Origin of the sequence: Pseudomonas hunanensis (assembly GCF_013393325.1) — a bacterium.
Lineage (GTDB): Bacteria > Pseudomonadota > Gammaproteobacteria > Pseudomonadales > Pseudomonadaceae > Aquipseudomonas > Aquipseudomonas putida_P.
The window spans coordinates 100,687-119,174 of sequence record NZ_QJRC01000072.1; the positions used below are offsets into that span (position 1 = coordinate 100,687).

An 18,488-nucleotide genomic window follows, 5' to 3' on the forward strand; every position below is an offset into this window, starting at 1 on the left:
TCAACCTTCCAGCCCGCTCCGGAGTCGTCCATGCGTCGCCTGCTGCTCGCCCTGCCCTTCGCCTTGCTGCCACTGGCCGTGGCCCATGCCCACGATGACCATGATCACGACCACGCCCATGGCACACTCGGCGCCCATGAGCATGGCGTAGCCAAGCTCAACGTCGTACTCGATGGCAACACCCTGGAGCTTGAGCTGGACAGCCCGGCCATGAACCTGGTCGGTTTCGAGCACGCGGCCAGCAGCGATGCTGACAAGGCCAAGGTCGCCGCCGTACGCCAGCAGCTCGAACAACCGTTGACGCTGGTCGGCCTGGCTGCTGCCGCAGGCTGCAAAGAAGAACAGCAGGCGCTGGAAAGCCCGCTGTTCGGTGACGCCCCGAAAGCCGACGAGGATGGCGACGATCATGAGCATGGGCACCAACACAGCGACATTGGCGCCCATTACCAGCTGACCTGCGCCAACCCCGAGAAACTGACACAGGTGGACCTGGCACCACTGTTCAAGGCCTTCCCGGCCACCCAGAAAATCAACGTGCAACTGATCGGCCCCAATGGCCAGAAAGGTGTGGAAACCACGCCGGCCCAGGCAACGGTCGCCTTCTGAATGAGCCAGCCGTTGATCGAACTGCGTGACCTGGTGTTCGCCTGGCCAGGTCAGCCGCCGCTGCTGGACATTCCAGCCTTGCGCCTGAACGCTGGTGAAGCCTTGTTCCTCAAGGGCCCCAGCGGCAGTGGCAAGACCACCTTGCTGGGCCTGCTGGGCGGGGTGAGCGTGCCCGCCCAGGGCCGTATCGAGTTGCTCGGCCAGGACCTCGGCGGGCTGAGTCAGGGCGCCCGCGACCGTTTTCGGGTGGATCACACGGGGTACATCTTTCAGCAGTTCAACCTGCTGCCATTTCTGTCGGTACGTGAAAACGTCGAGCTGCCCTGCCGCTTCTCGCGCAGCCGCAAGGCCCGCGCCGAGCAGCGCCATGGCGGTGTCGACCAGGCAGCCAGCACGCTGTTGGCGCACCTGGGCCTGGACGACCCCGCCCTGCTCGCCCGCCGCGCCGACAGCCTGTCGATCGGCCAGCAGCAGCGGGTCGCCGCCGCCCGCGCACTGATCGGCCAGCCCGAGTTGGTGATTGCCGACGAGCCGACTTCGGCACTGGATACCGACACCCGCGAAGCGTTCATCCGCCTGCTGTTCGATGAGTGCCGCGCCGCCGGCGCAAGCTTGTTGTTCGTCAGCCACGATCAAAGCCTGGCACCGCTGTTCGACCGCCACCTTTCCCTGGCCGACCTCAACCGCGCCGCCAAGCCCCGGGAGGCCTGATGTACCTGCTCCGCCTTGCCCTGGCCAGCCTGGCCAACCGCCGTTTCACTGCGTTTCTGACCGCTTTTGCCATTGCCTTGTCGGTGTGCCTGCTGCTGGCCGTGGAGCGGGTCCGTACCGAGGCTCGCGCCAGCTTCGCCAGCACCATCAGCGGAACCGACCTGATCGTCGGCGCCCGCTCTGGCTCGGTGAACCTGCTGCTGTATTCGGTGTTCCGCATTGGTAACGCCACCAACAACATCCGTTGGGACAGCTTCCAGCATTATGCCCAGGACCCACGGGTGAAGTGGGCAATCCCGATCTCGCTGGGCGACTCCCACCGTGGCTACAGGGTGATGGGTACCACGGCGGATTACTTCAGCCATTACCAGTACGGTCGCCGCCAGCACCTGGAACTGAGCCAGGGACGTGAGTTCGCCAGCGACCCCTTCGAAGTGGTGCTCGGCGCCGAAGTGGCCGAGGCGCTGCATTACAAGCTGGGTGACAAGCTGGTACTGGCCCACGGCGTGGCCGCCATCAGCCTGGTCAAGCACGACGACAAACCATTCACCGTGGTCGGTGTGCTCAAACGCACCGGCACACCGGTCGATCGCACCCTGCATATCAGCCTGGGGGGTATGGAAGCGATCCATATCGACTGGCACAACGGCGTACCCGCCCGTGGCGCCGGGCGCATCAGCGCCGAGCAAGCACGCGCGATGGACCTGCAACCTGCCGCCATCACTGCATTCATGCTGGGGCTGAACAGCAAGATCGCGACCTTCAGCCTGCAGCGGGAGATCAATGAGTACCGCAGCGAGCCGCTGCTGGCGATCCTGCCTGGGGTGGCCCTGCAGGAGCTCTGGAGCCTGATGGGCACTGCCGAACAAGCACTGTTCGTGGTGTCGCTGTTCGTGGTGCTGACCGGCCTGATTGGCATGCTCACGGCGATTCTTACCAGCCTCAACGAGCGCCGCCGGGAGATGGCGATCTTACGCTCGGTCGGTGCCAGGCCTTGGCATATCGCGGGGCTGCTGGTACTGGAGGCACTGTCACTGGCGGCGGTCGGGATCGTGGCCGGGCTTGGCTTGCTGTACGCGGGGATTGCCCTTGCGCAGGGGTATGTACAGGCGAACTATGGCTTGTATCTGCCACTGGCCCTGCCTAGCGCTCATGAATGGACCTTGCTGGCTATCATCCTGGGGGCTGCGTTGCTGATGGGTAGCGTGCCTGCGTGGCGGGCGTATCGGCAGTCGCTGGCCGATGGTTTGTCCATACACCTCTGAGTGCGCGTAATGATCAAACACCTCATCGCCCTCTTCGCGGGTTCACCCGCGAAGAGGCCAGTAAAGGCAACACAATTTCTACTGGTCATATTGCTCTCGCTGACATTGCCTGCCTGGGCCTCAGAACCCCGTGAACTGGACTGGCCCGCCCTGATCCCCGAAGGCGCCCCGGTCATCCCACCACAACTGGCGCCGCTGCACGACATGTCGCAGCTAAGCAACGCCCTGTCTGCCGAGTCTGCCCCACCCGCGCGCCAGCAAGCCCCCGATGCCCCGGTGGTGAAAGGTCTCGACGGCCAGCAGGTCAAACTGCCGGGCTACATCGTGCCACTGGAGGTCAGCGAAGAAGGCCGCACCACCGAATTCCTGCTGGTCCCTTACTACGGTGCGTGTATCCACGTGCCGCCCCCACCATCGAACCAGATCGTGCACATTTTCAGTGAGATGGGCGTGCGCGTCGAAGACCTCTACCAACCCTACTGGATCGAGGGAAAGATGCAGGTTAGAGCCTCCAGCAGCGAACTGGCCGACGCTGGCTACCAAATGGAGGCCGAGAAAATATACGCGTATGAGCTGAGATGAGAACTGTTTCGAATTCGTGAAGACGCTTCTTTGAGCTGGGTCAAACTTTCTGTTTAACCAGCTCCGTACCATTGGACTACTCGATTAATAACGTCCTTTGGGAGCTTCCATGAACAAGTCCTTGCTCGGCGCCTCGCTTGTGGCCCTTGCGCTCACCGCCCCTGTTGCCCACGCTCACCAGGCAGGCGATGTCATCGTCCGCGCAGGCGCCATCACCACCGCCCCTAACGAAAGCAGCGGCGACCTGAAATTCGATGGCAACAAGGTTTCGGGCACCAAGGCAACCCTGGACAGCGACACCCAGCTGGGCTTGACCTTTGCCTATATGCTCACCGACCACATCGGCCTGGAGCTGCTGGCAGCCACCCCGTTCAAGCACACCGTAGGCGTAAAAGGCCTGGGCGGCGGCCTGGACGGCAAGCTGGCCGACATCAAGCAACTGCCACCGACCCTGTCGCTGCAGTACTACCCGATGGAACCGAACTCCAAGTTCCAGCCCTATGCCGGCGTGGGCATCAACTACACCCTGTTCTTCGATGAAGACCTCAGCAGTGCCCGCAAGCAGCAAGGCTTCAGCAACCTGAAACTGCAGGACTCGATCGGGATCGCCGGCCAGCTGGGCATGGACTACATGATCACCGACAACCTGCTGGTCAACGCCTCGGTCTGGTACGTCGACATCGACACCAAGGCCAGCGTCAACGGCCCGACCGCTTTGGGCTACAGCAAGACCAAGGTCGACGTCGATGTCGACCCGTGGGTGTACATGGTCGGCCTTGGCTACAAGTTCTGACCTGAACACGGCAGGGCGGCTTCGGCCGCCCTCGCACGTTGCAGCCATAGCCAGTAGCCCAGCGCTACCGCGCTGATGGCCATGCCAAGCCCGCACACTGCGACCCACCCCCAATGGGCAAACACCCAGGCCGCCAACACCGCTCCCAGCCCGCTGCCAAGCGAGTAGCAACACATGTAGGCACCGATCAACCGGCTGGCCATCGCGCCACGCCCGGCCAGCAACAGGCTCTGGTTGGTGACATGTACCGCCTGCACGGCAAAGTCCAGCATCAGCACTCCCAGCACGAAGGCCATCAGTGAAGCCCCGACAAACGCCGTGGGCAACCACGACAGCGTCAGCAAGGCCAGCGCCAACCCAGTAGTGCGTTCACCCTGCCCCTGGTCAGCCAGACGACCGGCACGCGAAGCTGCCAAGGTACCCGCGACACCGGCCAGGCCGAACAGGCCGATCTCGGTATGGCTCAGCGCCAACGGCGCAGCACTGAGCGGCATGACCATGGCACTCCATAGCACGCTGAACGCGGCGAAGATCAACACTCCAAACATGCCTCGCTGGCGCAGCAACCTGTCGTGCCGGTACAGGTTGAACTGGGACACAATCAGCGCCCGGTAGCCAGACCGATGCATGACGGGCTGCACCGAGGGCAAGCTACGCCATATCACCAGTGCCAGCACTATCAAGACGCCTGCGGCCATCCAGTACACGCTGCGCCAACCGGCCAGGTCGGCCAACCCGCCCGAGACCAGGCGCGCAAGCAGAATGCCCAGCACCACACCACTGGTGACGGCGCCTACCGCCTGCCCTTGCTGGCCCGGTGAGGCCAGGCTCGCGGCATGCGCCACCATCACCTGCACCATCACGGCCATCAACCCGGTGACGGCTAGAGCCACCAGCAGCATTGCCCAACTTTGCGACATGCCGACGCCGATCAGCGCCAGAGCCGAGAACAGCAACTGGCCAAGCAACAGGCGCTTGCGATCGACCAAGTCACCCAGCGGCACGATCAGTAGCAACCCCAGGGCATAGCCCGCCTGGGTCGCGCCAACTACCCAGCCAATCTGCTGCTGCCCTACCCCCAGCTCGGCAGCCATCGACTCAAGCAGAGGCTGAGCGAAGTACACCGTCGCGACGGCCATGGCGCTGGTAATGGCAAGCAACAGGGTTGTCCAGCGTGTCAGTGAAGGTGCCATCGGACCAACCTCGTCAATCTGGTTTCGATTTGAAACCACACACTGGCTATTTAGCAAATGTGGTTTTAATCTGCAACCAGACGTTAAGACAGGTTTGCACCATGCTCGATGAACACAATGCGCAATGCCCCGTAGCCCGGGCCCTGGAGGTGCTGGGTGACCGTTGGGCGCTGATGATCCTGCGCGATGCCTTTGACGGCCTGCACCGGTTCAGTGAATTTCACAAGAACCTGGGGCTGGCGAAGAACATCCTCGCCTCGCGGCTCAAACTACTGGTGGAGAGCGAGTTGCTGGCCTTGCAGCCGGCATCGGATGGCAGTGCCTACAAGGAATATGTGCTGACCGCGAAAGGGCGGTCGGTGTTTCCAGTGGTGGTTGGCTTGAGGCAATGGGGGGAGCGGTTTCTGTTCGAGGCGGGTGAGGCGCGTTCGGAATTGGTGGAGGGAGCTACCGGGCAGGCGCTTGAGACGTTGCAGGTGCGTGCCCAGGATGGGCGGGTTTTGCATGCCGAAGACTGCCTGCGCAGAATGGTGCGGCATGAATGATTTGGGGCTGCTGCGCAGCCCCCGGTTATCAGGCCTTGCCCAGAAGCCGCGCCAGCCCCTCGACCATCGGCGTCGCCTGCGCGAACTTGAACCGCGCCAGCAACCGCTGATTATCCGCCCGCGAATGGCGAATATCCCCCGAACGGGCCGCGACATAGCTGATCGCTGGCAAGCTCCCCACCACCTTCTCCAGCGCTGCCAGCAACTGGTTCAGCGAAGTCGCCTGGTTGAGGCCGATGTTCACCGCCCCCTCCTCGACCTGCGGCTGCTCCAATGCTTGCACCATCACCTGCACCAGATCACCCACGTAGAGGAAATCACGGGTCTGCTCGCCATCGCCAAACACCGTGATCGGCAAGCCCTGTACAGCGCGCTCGCAGAAAATGCTGATCACACCGGAATACGGTGAGGACGGGTCCTGACGTGGCCCGAAAATATTGAAGAAGCGAAACACCACCGGCTCCAGACCATGCTGGCGGCGGTAGAAGTCCAGGTATTGCTCACTGGCCAGTTTGTCCACGGCATAGGGGGTCAGCGGCGCCTTGGGGGTCTCTTCGGCAATCGACTCGCCCTCGCCATTGTTGCCATACACCGCCGCACTGGAAGCGAACAGCACCCGACGCACGCCATGCACGCGCATGGCTTCACAGACATTGAGGGTGCCGATGAAGTTGCTCTGATGGGTGCGTACCGGGTCCTCGACCGAGGCCTGCACCGAGGCCACCGCCGCCAGGTGCACTACAGCACGGCAGCCAGCCGCTGTCTGTGTAACCAACCCGGCATCGGCTACATCGCCTTCAATCAGCTCCAACCGTGGGTGGTCGACCTGCAGGTTGCTCCTGCGGCCTGTGGAAAAGTCATCAAGAATGCGTACGGCGTAGCCTTTGTCCAACAACGCATCGCACAGGTGGGAGCCAATGAAGCCGGCACCGCCGGTGATCAGGATGGGGGCGTCAGCCATGGCGGTAGAACCGGTCCAGTAGAGGCGGCAAGCCAGCGCGCCAGGCACGCGGCTTGATACCGAAGGTATGAAGGATTTTCTTGCAGGCCAGTACCGCATGTTGCGGCTCTTCGCTGGCATCCGGGCGCGCGGCATGGGCTTGCGGTGTGGGGGCCTGCACGGCCAGTTGGCGGTGCTGGCCGGCCTCGGTGAGGATCGCCTGGCCCAGCGCCAGCGGCGTGGTCGCCTCGTTGCCAGCGTAATGGTAGGTGCCCCACAACGGCGCATTGCAATCGAGCTGCTTGAGCACCGACAGGATCACCCGGGCGGCATCATCGACAGGCGTCGGGTTGCCACGTCGATCATCGGCCAGCAGCAGCTCTTGTGGTTGCTCGGCACGTGTCAGGAAGCGGCCCAACGAGCCGTCGATGCTCTCGTCGAGCAGCCAGCCAAAGCGCAGCAGTACATGCTGTGGGCAGGCCGCACGCACGCTCTGCTCGATGCGCCACAAGGCCTGGCCACGCAGGCCCAGCGGCACGGGCTCGTCTTTTTCGCTATAGGCCGTGGCCCGCGAACCATCGAACACCCGGTAGCTGGAAGGCTGCACCAGGGTGATCTGGTGGTGCTGGCACAGCTCCGCCAGCCGCTCCACCGCCCGCTCCTGTTGAGCCAGGCGCTGCTCGCTGACCGACTCGGCCTGGAACCAGTCGAAGTAATAGGCCAGGTTGACCAGCGCGTCGGGGCGGTGATCGTCGAGCAACTGAGTGAGGCTGGCCGGCGTCCAACCGTTCTCGGGCGGGCGTGGCGCCAGGAATGCGATGTCCTCCTCGGCCCCAAGACGAATCAGCGCTTGCCCGAGGGCATTGCCACCACCCAACAGCATTAGGCGCATACGCATAGAGTCAGCAGATCCGGAGAGGTTGATGAAGGAAAGGGGCATTTTGCGGTTTCCGCTGCGGGAAGTCCAACGTCTGGCCCTGTGACTGCTTCAGGCGGTGCGGTTTCCGAGCTGCCAAAGCTCACTATCGCGACACACAGATATTTCCTACGGCATACCAGGAACGAGCTGACTACCACGCAAAAGCATAACTGCATTCAATAGTTCCCCCCTTGCCAACAGGGGAGCCCCACAAAAATAAGTACAAGGAACGTTCAATGCCTCACTCGCAAGCCGCATACCTGGATTTTTCCCCCGAGCAAAGTCGGGCCCTAGCCTTTGCAAGCCAAACCCTTGCAGACTCCGGCGGCCCGGAAGCAAAGGGGGTTGCAATCCAGGCACGTATATTGGCCGACCAAATCCAGAAATCCTTGACTGACGAGCAGCGTTCGCTGCTACAGCGCTTCGGCGAAGGCAGATTGTCTACGCTGATGTACAGGCACATGCCTTATGCCGACGAGCCGATACCTGAAAACCTTCCCGATATCACCGCCTTGGCGCAAAACCCTCGCTGCACATACCTCGCCTCGCGCAATCAGCTGCTGCTGGAGCTCGCACGACACCGAAATTTCGCTTTTGATATCGACAACGAGGGCAAGCAGGTCCGTCTGGTTGGCAACTTCAAGGGAGGAGGCCGAATTCCACGGGTTGGCGAACACCCACGCCTGGAAGTTGAAACCAGCTCGCATGCAGGCTTGTGCTTGGGGCCGCACACTGAAGCGCCTTACAACTGTTCAACAGTCTCCAGTGATGGTCACTCCCCTGCTCCCTCTGCACTTATCCTCACTGCTCGCTGGAACCCCGCCAATGACCCTACGCATGTCTTTCCCCTACAAGAAATCATCGAGCGCTTGAGCAGCCTGGATGCGCTCGCACTGACCTCAAAATCTTTCGACTTCACTCGCAGTGAGTGCTTGCTGACGGAAAAGGCAAAGCAGGTGAAGCAGTTTCAATGCTTCAGTTCGAGCCTAACGGTGGCTTCTCTGTACGCTTCAACAGTTACCGCTTCAGTTTGAATGAGCGTGCTTGCAGCGCTGCAGCACGCGCGTTCAGTACTTTTCGGAAAATGCTGAGTAGCGTACAACCACTGGTGTTTGTCTTGCAGCCCGACCGTGCATTGTTAATCAACAACAGCAGAGCGTTGCACGGTCGCCAGACAGTTGAGGACAACCGGCGCCTTCTCATTCGTCAATTCGGATACTCCCCCTTCGCAGCACCGTTGGTACTTGTTGAGGATCCGCTGCTGGTGCGTGGCTGATTAGCGGAAAATACCCAATGATTGAAATCGATTTAACGCTTGTCCTGATACTGGCACTCGTCGCACTCACGGCCGGCTTTTTCGACGCTATCGCCGGAGGCGGTGGCCTGATCACGCTCCCCGTACTGTTCATCGCCGGTATAGAGCCCTTGGCGGCAATTGCCACTAATAAATTCCAGGCAGCTTCAGCGACGGTTTCGGCTACTTGCGCCTTTGCCCGCAAAGGCATGATCGACTGGAGACGAGGCAGCTCGATGGCGGTCATGTCGTTTATTGGCGGCGCTCTGGGAGCCTTGTAGATAACGTATGTGCCCAAAAGCCTTTTACAGGCATGCGTCCCCCCGCTGCTGATCCTGATAGCAGCCTACTTTGCCTTTAGTCCAAGCCCGAATGAACAAGCGCGCAAGGCGAAGATGTCGACTAGCCTGTTTTGTGTGGCGGTTACACCGTTCATTGGGTTTTATGATGGAGTATTTGGCCCTGGCGTCGGCTCGTTCTTCATGCTGGCCTGCGTAATTCTCTTGGGCCAGCACTTGATACAGGCCGTGTGCACCAGCAAGCTTTTGAACGCAGCCTGCAACCTGGGCGCACTGTCAGTCTTTTCACTCAGCGGAGCGATTATCTGGTCGCTGGCGCTGGCAATGGCGCTTGCCGCCTTTCTGGGCGCGCAATTGGGTGCACGCTGCGCAGTTCGTTTCGGCACGAGGCTCATAAGGCCGCTGCTGGTCAGTGTCTGCATCCTCATGGCACTCAAATTACTGCTCGACACGAGCAATCCACTCGGCGAGTGGCTTAACCTGTTACTTTAGAGGGCACCATGCACTTGCAAACGGGATCTTCTCAGCGCCTGAAATGGCAGTTTGACGAACCCGCCCCAGGCAAAGAACTTTTCATCGACGAAGTATTCGGAACCTACCAGCAACAGGCCCGATTGCTGGTACCCGATATCGAGCGCGCAGCGCCTGCATTCGTCCTGGGTGGCGCGCGCTCCGACTTTACCCGGCTCAACCCCCTGCTCTATCGCTTGCAAGCCGCAGGCATAGGTTCGCTCACTGCTAATCTGTCAGGCCATAGCCTTGCCAGTGAACCTGGTGCAGCTTCGCCTTCACTGGCTACGAACCTTGATGAGGCACGACGCTTCCACGCGCATATCGCACCTCAATGCCGAACGATAATTGGCCACAGCCTGGGCGCGGCAATTGCGCTGAAACTTGCAGCACAATTGCCGCAGGTGAACAGCATCGTGCTGGTCTGCCCAGCAGTCTATCCAGACCATGCTCACCAGGCCCCCTTCGGTCCGGCATTCACAGCCGCCATCAGAAAACCCTATGGCTTTCTCGATTGCGACAGTTACGCCTTCCTCAAGCAGTTCCAAGGCAGAGTGCTGATGGTGATAGGCGAATATGACGGGCTCAACTCACAGCGATTCGGCAAAGGCCCAGGCACCAGCGCAGGCAGCCTGTGGCTGACCGGCGCCGAGCGCTACAGCCCGATTCCTGAGGAGGTCACCCAGGCCCTGATGCAATCAGTTGCAGCCGCGCGTTTGCAATGCGTGTTTCTTACAGACTGCGACCATGGCATCGCCGCCCATTTACGCAGTACGCCAGCGATTGCGGATCAGGTTGCGAGCGCCGTGGAAACCTTCATCCTCGAAGACGCCTGACCGTAGGCAGTTACTCGATTTCAAACAAACCGTTACTCAGTGGCCTCACGCTTAGCCGCTCACGTACATCATCATCGATACGCGGATCATCCGGCCGGTACAGTTTCACTTGCCGGTAAGCATTGATGCGATTGATCTCCTCACCCAGGTACTCCCACACCACCCTGGTGCAGGCCGGGTTGCGCCGGTCGCCGCTGGACACACCGGCCTTCAGGCCGTTCAGGCGAGTGATTCGGCTTTTGAAGCTGGGGATGAGGATGGTCTGGCTCATTTCGTTGAACGTCAGCGACTCGTAGTCGATGAGGAACAAACGGTCCTGCAGCTGGAACGCCGCCCCCAGATAACGGCAACGCACCTCGGCATGCTGGTCAGTGGCGCTGGAGCGCTCCTGACGCTCCTGGCGCTCGAACAGGAAGCGGCCACGCTCCTCCCACAGGTGCACCAGTGACACCAGGATCGTGCCCGGCACCGACATGCAGTTGGAATACTCGAAGTAGTAACCGCAATAGCGCGACAGGTTGCCGGCATGATCGTGCAGCGGGCGGAACAGTTCACTGATCGGGTCGCTGGGCTGCTCGGCCAGGGTCGACACCCGTGCGCCAATCAGCCGGGCAAACTGCTCGGCCGGCAGGTTCAACTCGTAATCCTCAACGCCGAAGAAATCGCCGATGCGCTTCAGGTTGAAAGCCGTCGGACGGCTCTGCCCGCTCAGGTACTTGTTGAACTGTGCGCGGTTGATCGACAGCTGGCGGCAAACTTCGGAAATAGAGCGGTAGTGGCTGCAGGCCAACTTGAGGTTGGTAGCGAAATGATCGCTCATAGCGGAATCCAGGTGACGCGAATGACGCCATTGTAGCATCAAGTCGCATCAACTCAGAGCAACCCGCGAAATTGTAACCACTCTTGTCATAGCCAACCATGCGCCCCAACGAATAGCGGTGCGCCTGCCGTCCGCTGGTCTTTCCACACGAAGAATAAGAATCGAGGTCATTTTCCAATGCTCGAAGTAATCAACGATTTCCTTTCGGGGAAACTCCTCATCGTGCTGATCGTAGGGCTGGGTAGCTACTTCACCCTCCGCTCCCGGTTCGTCCAGTTCCGCCATTTCGCCCATATGTTCAGCGTGTTCAAGGAATCGCTGCGTGGCCAGGCAGGCCAGCTGAGCTCCTTCCAGGCGCTGATGCTGAGCCTGGCCGGCCGCGTAGGTGCCGGTAACATCGCTGGTGTCGGTATCGCTGTGACCCTGGGTGGCCCAGGTGCCGTGTTCTGGATGTGGGTCACCGCACTGGTGGGTATGTCCAGCAGCTTCTTCGAATGTACCCTGGCCCAAGTGTACAAGCGCGCGGATGGCGATGGCCTGTACCGCGGTGGCCCGGCCTACTACATCCAGCACGGGCTGAAGCTGAAAAGCATGGCCATCGTGTTCTCGATCCTGCTGCTGGTCACCTACGGCTTCGCCTTCATCGGCCTGCAGTCTTACACCGTGACTCACTCGCTGCAGAACGCCTTCGCCTTCGACCCGAAACACACCGGTATCGTCCTGGCCGTGCTGCTGGCCGTCACCTTCATCGGCGGCATCAAGCGTATCGCTGCGGTGTCGGACCTGCTGGTGCCGGTCAAGACCCTGGCCTACATCGGCGTGACCCTGTACGTGATCGGCACCCAGATCGAACATGTGCCGGCCATGCTTGAAACCATCTTCAAGAGCGCCTTCGGCCTCGACCCGGCCTTCGGTGGCCTGCTCGGCAGCGCCATCGTCATGGGCGTCAAACGTGGCGTATTCGCCAACGAAGCGGGCCTGGGCAGTGCGCCGAACGTGGCGGCCGTGGCGGCCGTGAAACACCCGGGTGCGCAGGGCGTGGTGCAGGCTTTCAGCGTGTTCCTCGACACCTTCGTGATCTGCACCTGCACCGCACTGCTGATTCTTCTGTCGGGCTTCTACACCCCTGGTTTCGAGGGCGACGGCATTGTCCTGACCCAGAACTCGCTGGCCGCCGTGGTGGGTGACTGGGGCCGCGTGTTCGTCAGCGTGGCGCTGTCGCTGTTCGTGTTCACCTGCATCCTCTACAACTACTACCTGGGCGAGAACAGCCTGCAGTTCCTGAGCCGCAACCGTGTGGTGCTGATGGTGTTCCGTGGCCTGGTGCTGGCGTTGGTGGTTTGGGGGTCGATGCAAGACCTGTCGACTGTGTTCGCCTTCGCCGACATCACCATGACTTGCCTGGCCTTCGTCAACCTGGTCGCCCTGGCCCTGCTGTTCAAGGTCGGCCTGCGCGTCATGCGCGACTACGACGACCAGCGCAAGGCCGGTGTGCAGCAGCCAGTGTTCGACTCATCCAAGTTCGCCGACCTGGACCTGGACCGTAATGCCTGGCCTGCCAATCCGCAGGTGGAAACAGCCGCTGACAAAGCAGCCGGCCAAGCTCAGCCGCAGCGCTGATATCCTCCCTGCCCAGCCGCCCCTTCCGCGGGCGGCTTTTCTTTCTCCGCTCACCGCTACGGATGCTTGCCATGCGTGCAGTAAAGAATCTTCTCGTTCTCTATACCGGTGGCACCATCGGCATGCTCGAAACCCCGGAAGGCCTGGCGCCGGCCGGTGGCTTCGAAGCGCGGATGCGTGAACACTTTGCCCAGATGGCCGATGCACCCAAGCTGCAATGGGCGCTGCAAGAGCTGAACCCGCTGCTGGACAGCGCCAACATGCAACAGCACAACTGGTTGGCGATGCGCGATGCCATCGTCGAAGCCGTGGATGTTGCAGGCCATGATGGCGTGTTGGTGTTGCATGGCACCGACAGCATGGCTTACAGCGCTGCAGCGTTGTCGTTCCTGTTGCTGGGCCTGCCCGTACCGGTGCTGTTGACCGGCTCGATGCTGCCTGCTGGTGCACCGGGTAGCGATGCCTGGGCCAACCTGTGCGGCGCATTGCGCCAGTTCGAACAAGGCCTGGAAGGTGGAGTGCATCTGTACTTCCACGGCCAACTGCTGCATGGCTGCCGGGCGTCCAAGCTGCGCAGCGAAGCGTTCGATGCCTTTGCCGCTCTACCGCGCCATCGGGGTGGTGAGCGGGCCTCGGCGATTCCCGCCGAACTTGGCTACATGCATCCACGCCAGCCGGTCAACCTGGCCGTAGTGCCGGTGTTCCCAGGGCTGCAGGCCGAGCACTTGCAGGGGCTGATCGACAGCGGTGTACAAGGGGTTCTGCTGGAGTGCTATGGCAGCGGTACGGGTCCATCGGATGACCAAGCGCTGCTTGCTGTGCTGAGCGCGGCACGCCAGCGCGGCGTGATGCTGGCGGCTATCAGCCAGTGCCCAGAAGGCTCCGTGGTGTTCGATACCTATGCGGCAGGTAACCGCTTGCGCGGGGCCGGCCTGATCAGTGGTGGCGGCATGACCCGTGAGGCAGCGCTGGGCAAGATGGTTGCGCTGCTGGGGGCTGGGTTGGATGTCGAAGCCGCCGAGCAGTGGTTTGCGCTGGACCTGTGTGGGGAGCGGGCGTAAAAGCGGCCTTGGTACCCAGAAAAATGGCGGAAGGCAGCGGGAGTCGAACCTGCCCGGGAACGGCTGCCGTCCCCAACCGGGTTTGAAGCCCGGCCGCGCCACCGGGCGCGATTGCCTTCCTTGAATTCAGTGCCTGGCCTGCTGTTGGGCCAGGGCGCTGTCGGCGCGGATGTGACGCTGGTCGGCCACCCTCCGGGTCAGGCCGATGCGGTCGAAGTACTCCAGAATCTGCACACTGCGCTTGCGACCGATGCCCAACATATCGCGAAACGCGGCAACCTGCACTATTGGCGTTTCGCGGGCCTGCCCCAGCAGCAGCTCTGCCATGCGCTGTAGCGTCGCCTCTGGGTAGAACAGGTCACGCACCACCTGATGCACCAAGCCCAGCCGAGCCAACTTGCGCAGCAACAGGCGCACATCGGCTTCGGCGCAACTCTCCTCACTCGCCAGCGTCCGGACCCAGGGTGGATCGTATTGCCCTGCCAGCAACCTGGGCTGCAAACGTGCCCACAATGCACTGTCGGCTTCGCTCAACTGCACCTTGTGATCGGGCAGATGCAGCCAGGGCCCGCTGCTGGCCAGGGCGCCGTTTTCGAGCAATTCATCCAGCAGGCTGACGAACGCCGGCCGTTCCAGGGGCAAGGCTACGAAGCGGCGCAGGCGGTCACGGTCCGGGCCGAGCTGGTCGGGCTCTTGCTCATGGAAACGCGCCAGTTGCGCCAGCACCTGCTGCTTGAGCGCCTGCCATTGGGCGTTGGCGAACAACAGTTGGCCCTGCCGCGTAGCCACCACCAGTACATCCTTCGGCAAATGCCAGGTTTCGCGCAGGCGATTGAACTGCCGCTCTAGTCGCTGTGGGTCGATACCGGCCGGGGCGCTGGCGAGCAGCGCTGGCAGCGCCTGCTCCAGATCCACGGCATCACGCAGCACCTGCAACTGCCGTAGGCGCTCATCGGTGCGGCGTTGGCGGCTGGGGGCGAACGGGTCGAGCACCTTGCCGCCGCCCAGTGTGCGCTGGGCACGTTGGTCGCGCAGCACCAGGCGGTCGCCGTGCACCGCTTGCAGCGGCGCATTCAGCAGCAACTGGGCAAACGTGCGTTGGCCGGCCGCCAGGCTTTGGCCTTCAAGCAAGGCGACCCTGGCGGTTACATCCTGGGTGCCAAGGTGCACATGCACGGCGCTGAAGTGTTCGAAGGTATGCGTTTCGCCCGGCAACAGGTTCAGCTCGATATCCACCCTTACACTGGGTGCGTGCAACCATTCGGGTACCAGCCAGTCGCCCCGGTGCACCTGCTCCACGGTCAGGCGCTCGGCAGCGATGTTCAGCGCCACCCGCTGACCCGCCTCAGCCACCAGCGCGGCCTGGTTCTGTGCATGCAGGCCACGCACGCGCACCGGCTTGCCGGTCTTACCCAGCAACAACGTATCACCAGCACTGACCCGCCCGGCCAGTGCCGTGCCGGTGACCACCACACCGGCGCCGGTAACCGCAAAGGCACGGTCGACGGCCAAGCGAAAGCCACCGCGCGCACTCCGTTGTCGCACACCTGCTTCGGCTTCCAGCAGCGCCTGACGTAGCGCTTCGATGCCTTCCCCGCTGATGCTCGACAATGGGAACTGCCGCGCCCCGGCATACGGCCCAGGCGCCAGCAGTTCACTAACTTGTATCTGCACCTCGGCCAGGCGCGACGGCTCGACCCGGTCGCACTTGCTGATCGCCACCAGAGCCTGGGAAATGCCCAGCAGTTCGATGATCGCCAGGTGCTCACGGGTCTGCGGCATGACCCCATCGTCGGCAGCCACGACCAACAGCACCAAGTCGATGCCATGGGCGCCGGCCAGCATGTTGTGGATAAAACGCTCGTGGCCCGGCACATCGATGAAGCCGGTCAACGGCGCGCCTTCACTCAACGCCGCGTAGCGATAACCAAGGTCAATGGTCATGCCACGGGCGCGCTCTTCCTGGCGTTGGTCACCGGCCTGGCCGGTCAACGCCTGCAGCAGCGCGGTCTTGCCGTGATCAATGTGGCCGGCTGTACCAACGATCACTGCACCGGCCCCAACTGCAGGGCTGGCAATTGAGCGAGCCACTGGGCTTCGTCATCCAGTTGGCGCAGGTCCAGCCAGAGGGCATCGTCGTCAATGCGGCCCAGCACCGGCACCGGGAGGTCGCGCAGGGCTCGCTCCAGCACGTGCAGGCTGCGCCCGCGCAACTTCTTCGACACCTGCGGGCGCAGACACAGTGCAGCGCTGGGCAAGCGCGCCACCGGCTGGCTGCCACTGCCGATCATGCCCAAAGCAGGCGCTACGCTGACGGCCCATTGCTCGCCGAGGTGCGCCTTGACTTCAGGCGCCAGACGCTCGGCTTGGGCTTGGATCTCGGCCTGGCTACGGGTCAGCAGACGCAGGCTGGGCAGGCGCTCGGCCAAGCGGTCAGGGTTGCGGTACAGCGCCAGGACCGCTTCGAGTGCGGCGAGGGTGATCTTGTCGACGCGCAGCGCACGCTTGAGCGGGTTTTTCTTGATCCTGGCGATCAAGTCCTTGCGGCCGACAATGATCCCGGCTTGCGGCCCGCCCAACAGTTTGTCGCCACTGAAGGTGACGATATCGGCGCCGTCGGCCAAGGCCTGGCGTACGGTCGGCTCGGCGGGCAGGCCCCAGCGGGTAAGGTCGAGCAAGCTGCCGCTGCCCAAGTCTTCAAGCAGCGGTAGGTCACGTTGGTGGGCGATGCTCGCCAGCTCGGCCGTGGGCACCTGGGTGGTGAAGCCCTGGATGCTGTAGTTGCTGCAATGCACGCGCATCAGCAAGCCGGTACGTGGGCCGATGGCGGCCTCGTAGTCGCGGGCGTGGGTGCGGTTGGTAGTGCCGATCTCGTGCAGCTTCACGCCGGCACGGGCCATGATGTCGGGGATGCGGAAGGCGCCGCCGATCTCGATCAGCTCGCCACGAGAGATGATGCCCTCCTTGCGCGCGCCCAGGCTGTTGAGCGCCAGTAGCACGGCGGCGGCATTGTTGTTGACCACGGTGACGGCCTCGGCGCCGGTCAACTCACGGATCAAACCCTCGATCAAATCGTCACGGTCGCCGCGCTTACCGGTAGCCAGGTCAAATTCCAGGTTGAGTGGATAGCGGGCGGCAGTCTGCATGGCCTCGATGGCCGCTTCAGGCAACAGGGCGCGACCGAGGTTGGTGTGCAGCACAGTACCGGTGAGGTTGAACACGCGGCGGACCTGGCTGCGTTGCTGAGCGGCCAGGCGTTCGCCCGTGCGGCCCAGGAGGATTTCGGGGGCCAGTTCGGCGGGGGTGAGCTCACCGTTGCGGACAAGGTTGCGCAGGTCGTCGAGCAATTGCCGCAGGGTGGCCAGGACGCCTTCGCGACCGTGGCGGTCGATCAGCGGAAGGCAGGCCTGGTGGCGCAGGAGGGTATCGATTGAAGGCAGGCGTGGGGTGTCGCTGGCGAGGCTGGAAGACATGCGGTACTACCTTGGCTAATCCGGTGTCTGTACTGGCCTCTTCGCGGGCCGGCCGCGAAAAGGGCAACTCGAAACGTCAGTGTAGACACTTACCCTCTACCCAGGTGCGAGCATCAAGTTGGGTGCCAGGCGATGAAAACCCTCCTCGTCCAGGCGCATATCCAGCGCCAGGCTGGCCAGGTCGTCGGCCAGCGGCTCGGCCGCCGCATCGTTCTCCAGGTAGTTCTGTTTCAGGTAGCTTTCGCACCCTGGGCAGCATTCGGCGCGCAGCGGCGCCTTGCCCGGGGCATGGCGGTCATCCTCGAGGCTGGTGTAGCGCAAGTCCTTGCTCGACTCGCAGTACACACATTTAACCCGCACCACATGCCATTCACAGGCACACAGCGAACACGCCAGGTAACGCAAGCCATTGTGCTTGCCACGGTTGCGCACCACCCCGGCCATCGCCGGCGAACCACAGGCCGGGCACTGGGCCAGGCTGCCGGCAGGTTTGAGCTCAGGCGCCGGCAACGCCAGCAACCAACTGGACCAGGCCGCCTGAAGCGCAGCCCCGAGGAACGGCACCAATGCTGCCGGCACCGCGTCGTACTGGCCAGCTAGCAAAGCGATGCCCCAGCCCTTGCGTTGTTCGTCATCACTGCCGCGCAGTACCTGCAGCGCCTCACCCAGCGGGCCGCTGGTTTCTCCGCTCAATGGCTGTAGCAGGGCCTGCAGCCAGACCAACCAAGGCCCCTCACGCACCAGGCTGTCAGCCGCCAACGGCGGCAATCCATGACTTATGCACAGGCGCTGACGCTCCTCGGCCACCGGCATGCCGCCGGGCGGGTTATCCACAAGCTGTTGCTGGATGCGGCACAACCGTGCGACCAGTTTCAGGTAGTCGCCAAGGGCGTTGCCCTCGACCAGGTGCTCAAGGCGCAAGGCGCGCAGCTCGAACAGATTGACGGGGGGCAGGTGCAGAAACGGCGGCGTCACCGCCGACGCTTCGATCTGCCCGGGTTCAAGTATCGTGCTCAAGCGC

At 62.5% G+C, this 18,488-nt stretch carries 16 protein-coding genes, 1 tRNA gene and 2 pseudogenes; 11 read left to right on the forward strand and 8 right to left on the reverse strand.

Annotated elements, in window-relative coordinates; translation table 11 throughout:
• Positions 1 to 30 precede the first annotated feature (30 nt).
• The 5 genes from DM807_RS05970 to DM807_RS05990 all read left to right on the forward strand — a co-directional run bounded on the left by DM807_RS05970 (position 31) and on the right by DM807_RS05990 (position 3,957).
• Complete coding sequence (locus DM807_RS05970; protein ID WP_060494624.1) at positions 31 to 606, forward strand: DUF2796 domain-containing protein; 576 nt, start codon at positions 31 to 33, stop codon at positions 604 to 606.
• A complete protein-coding gene (locus DM807_RS05975) occupies positions 607 to 1,317 on the forward strand; it encodes an ABC transporter ATP-binding protein (protein ID WP_012270279.1) in 711 nt (236 codons plus the stop codon). It abuts the gene before it with no gap.
• Positions 1,317 to 2,582 (forward strand): ABC transporter permease, encoded by a 1,266-nt coding sequence (locus DM807_RS05980; protein ID WP_012270278.1) that lies wholly within the window; start codon positions 1,317 to 1,319, stop codon positions 2,580 to 2,582. The genes DM807_RS05975 and DM807_RS05980 overlap by 1 nt, the downstream gene beginning before the upstream one ends.
• Positions 2,583 to 2,591: 9 nt before the next feature.
• Entirely contained in the window at positions 2,592 to 3,164 is a 573-nt protein-coding gene (locus tag DM807_RS05985; RefSeq protein ID WP_012270277.1) for a DUF3299 domain-containing protein, read from the forward strand.
• 109 nt (positions 3,165 to 3,273) lie between these two features.
• Positions 3,274 to 3,957 (forward strand): OmpW/AlkL family protein, encoded by a 684-nt coding sequence (locus DM807_RS05990; RefSeq protein WP_069942863.1) that lies wholly within the window; start codon positions 3,274 to 3,276, stop codon positions 3,955 to 3,957.
• Here the strand turns inward: DM807_RS05990 and DM807_RS05995 are convergent.
• Positions 3,945 to 5,150 carry an MFS transporter gene (locus DM807_RS05995; protein ID WP_060494626.1) on the reverse strand — a complete coding sequence of 402 codons (1,206 nt, stop codon included), beginning with the start codon at positions 5,148 to 5,150 and terminating at the stop codon, positions 3,945 to 3,947. The genes DM807_RS05990 and DM807_RS05995 overlap by 13 nt on opposite strands.
• A gap of 101 nt (positions 5,151 to 5,251) precedes the next feature.
• Here DM807_RS05995 and DM807_RS06000 point away from each other — a divergent pair, with 101 nt between their 5' ends.
• A complete protein-coding gene (locus DM807_RS06000; protein ID WP_012270274.1) occupies positions 5,252 to 5,695 on the forward strand; it encodes a winged helix-turn-helix transcriptional regulator in 444 nt (147 codons plus the stop codon).
• 28 nt (positions 5,696 to 5,723) lie between these two features.
• Here DM807_RS06000 and DM807_RS06005 read toward each other — a convergent pair whose 3' ends face one another.
• Both DM807_RS06005 and DM807_RS06010 read right to left on the reverse strand, forming a co-directional pair.
• The gene (locus DM807_RS06005) at positions 5,724 to 6,656 is read right to left on the reverse strand and encodes an NAD-dependent epimerase/dehydratase family protein (RefSeq protein WP_012270273.1); all 933 of its coding nucleotides are present in this window, start codon (positions 6,654 to 6,656) and stop codon (positions 5,724 to 5,726) included.
• Positions 6,649 to 7,533, reverse strand: coding sequence for a sugar nucleotide-binding protein (locus tag DM807_RS06010; RefSeq protein WP_041166360.1), 885 nt, complete (start codon positions 7,531 to 7,533; stop codon positions 6,649 to 6,651). Before DM807_RS06010 ends, DM807_RS06005 begins: the two co-directional genes overlap by 8 nt.
• A gap of 257 nt (positions 7,534 to 7,790) precedes the next feature.
• On the opposite strand from DM807_RS06010, the pseudogene DM807_RS06015 reads away from it, so the two are divergent.
• The 3 genes and pseudogenes from DM807_RS06015 (at position 7,791) to DM807_RS06025 (ending at position 10,493) form a co-directional block, all read left to right on the forward strand.
• Positions 7,791 to 8,830: pseudogene (locus tag DM807_RS06015) on the forward strand (hypothetical protein).
• 17 nt (positions 8,831 to 8,847) lie between these two features.
• A pseudogene (locus tag DM807_RS06020) lies at positions 8,848 to 9,639 on the forward strand (TSUP family transporter).
• Positions 9,640 to 9,647: 8 nt separating this feature from the next.
• Positions 9,648 to 10,493 (forward strand): alpha/beta hydrolase, encoded by an 846-nt coding sequence (locus tag DM807_RS06025; protein ID WP_012270268.1) that lies wholly within the window; start codon positions 9,648 to 9,650, stop codon positions 10,491 to 10,493.
• A gap of 10 nt (positions 10,494 to 10,503) precedes the next feature.
• On the opposite strand, the gene DM807_RS06030 is transcribed toward DM807_RS06025, so the two are convergent.
• On the reverse strand, positions 10,504 to 11,313 hold the full coding sequence (locus DM807_RS06030) for a helix-turn-helix domain-containing protein (protein ID WP_012270267.1): 810 nt from the start codon (positions 11,311 to 11,313) through the stop codon (positions 10,504 to 10,506).
• 177 nt (positions 11,314 to 11,490) lie between these two features.
• Between DM807_RS06030 and DM807_RS06035 the strand changes: the two genes are divergently transcribed.
• Both DM807_RS06035 and DM807_RS06040 read left to right on the forward strand, forming a co-directional pair.
• Positions 11,491 to 12,933: an alanine/glycine:cation symporter family protein gene (locus DM807_RS06035; protein ID WP_012270266.1), complete on the forward strand. Its 1,443-nt coding sequence runs from the start codon at positions 11,491 to 11,493 to the stop codon at positions 12,931 to 12,933.
• Positions 12,934 to 13,004: 71 nt separating this feature from the next.
• Positions 13,005 to 13,994, forward strand: coding sequence for an asparaginase (locus tag DM807_RS06040; RefSeq protein ID WP_041166359.1), 990 nt, complete (start codon positions 13,005 to 13,007; stop codon positions 13,992 to 13,994).
• A 24-nt stretch (positions 13,995 to 14,018) separates the two neighbouring features.
• Here the strand turns inward: DM807_RS06040 and DM807_RS06045 are convergent.
• The 4 genes from DM807_RS06045 to fdhE all read right to left on the reverse strand — a co-directional run bounded on the left by DM807_RS06045 (position 14,019) and on the right by fdhE (position 18,484).
• Positions 14,019 to 14,114: transfer RNA gene (locus tag DM807_RS06045), tRNA-Sec, on the reverse strand.
• A 6-nt stretch (positions 14,115 to 14,120) separates the two neighbouring features.
• Positions 14,121 to 16,043 carry a selenocysteine-specific translation elongation factor gene (gene selB / locus DM807_RS06050; protein ID WP_179027163.1) on the reverse strand — a complete coding sequence of 641 codons (1,923 nt, stop codon included), beginning with the start codon at positions 16,041 to 16,043 and terminating at the stop codon, positions 14,121 to 14,123.
• Positions 16,040 to 17,467 (reverse strand): L-seryl-tRNA(Sec) selenium transferase, encoded by a 1,428-nt coding sequence (selA, locus tag DM807_RS06055; protein WP_179027164.1) that lies wholly within the window; start codon positions 17,465 to 17,467, stop codon positions 16,040 to 16,042. The genes selB and selA overlap by 4 nt, the downstream gene beginning before the upstream one ends.
• A gap of 96 nt (positions 17,468 to 17,563) precedes the next feature.
• Positions 17,564 to 18,484, reverse strand: coding sequence for a formate dehydrogenase accessory protein FdhE (fdhE, locus tag DM807_RS06060; RefSeq protein WP_179027165.1), 921 nt, complete (start codon positions 18,482 to 18,484; stop codon positions 17,564 to 17,566).
• Between the last annotated feature and the right edge of the window lie 4 nt (positions 18,485 to 18,488).

Bases quoted from the DNA above. Each gene is read 5' to 3' on its own strand.
- DM807_RS06010 (WP_041166360.1), bottom strand. From the start codon at position 7,533: ATGCGTATGCGCCTAATGCTGTTGGGTGGTGGCAATGCCCTCGGGCAA.
- DM807_RS05980 (WP_012270278.1), top strand. From the start codon at position 1,317: ATGTACCTGCTCCGCCTTGCCCTGGCCAGCCTGGCCAACCGCCGTTTC.
- DM807_RS06040 (WP_041166359.1), top strand. From the start codon at position 13,005: ATGCGTGCAGTAAAGAATCTTCTCGTTCTCTATACCGGTGGCACCATC.
- DM807_RS06005 (WP_012270273.1), bottom strand. From the start codon at position 6,656: ATGGCTGACGCCCCCATCCTGATCACCGGCGGTGCCGGCTTCATTGGC.
- DM807_RS05995 (WP_060494626.1), bottom strand. From the start codon at position 5,150: ATGGCACCTTCACTGACACGCTGGACAACCCTGTTGCTTGCCATTACC.
- DM807_RS05975 (WP_012270279.1), top strand. From the start codon at position 607: ATGAGCCAGCCGTTGATCGAACTGCGTGACCTGGTGTTCGCCTGGCCA.
- DM807_RS05985 (WP_012270277.1), top strand. From the start codon at position 2,592: ATGATCAAACACCTCATCGCCCTCTTCGCGGGTTCACCCGCGAAGAGG.
- DM807_RS06025 (WP_012270268.1), top strand. From the start codon at position 9,648: ATGCACTTGCAAACGGGATCTTCTCAGCGCCTGAAATGGCAGTTTGAC.
- DM807_RS06030 (WP_012270267.1), bottom strand. From the start codon at position 11,313: ATGAGCGATCATTTCGCTACCAACCTCAAGTTGGCCTGCAGCCACTAC.
- selA (WP_179027164.1), bottom strand. From the start codon at position 17,467: ATGTCTTCCAGCCTCGCCAGCGACACCCCACGCCTGCCTTCAATCGAT.
- DM807_RS05970 (WP_060494624.1), top strand. From the start codon at position 31: ATGCGTCGCCTGCTGCTCGCCCTGCCCTTCGCCTTGCTGCCACTGGCC.
- DM807_RS06000 (WP_012270274.1), top strand. From the start codon at position 5,252: ATGCTCGATGAACACAATGCGCAATGCCCCGTAGCCCGGGCCCTGGAG.
- DM807_RS06035 (WP_012270266.1), top strand. From the start codon at position 11,491: ATGCTCGAAGTAATCAACGATTTCCTTTCGGGGAAACTCCTCATCGTG.
- DM807_RS05990 (WP_069942863.1), top strand. From the start codon at position 3,274: ATGAACAAGTCCTTGCTCGGCGCCTCGCTTGTGGCCCTTGCGCTCACC.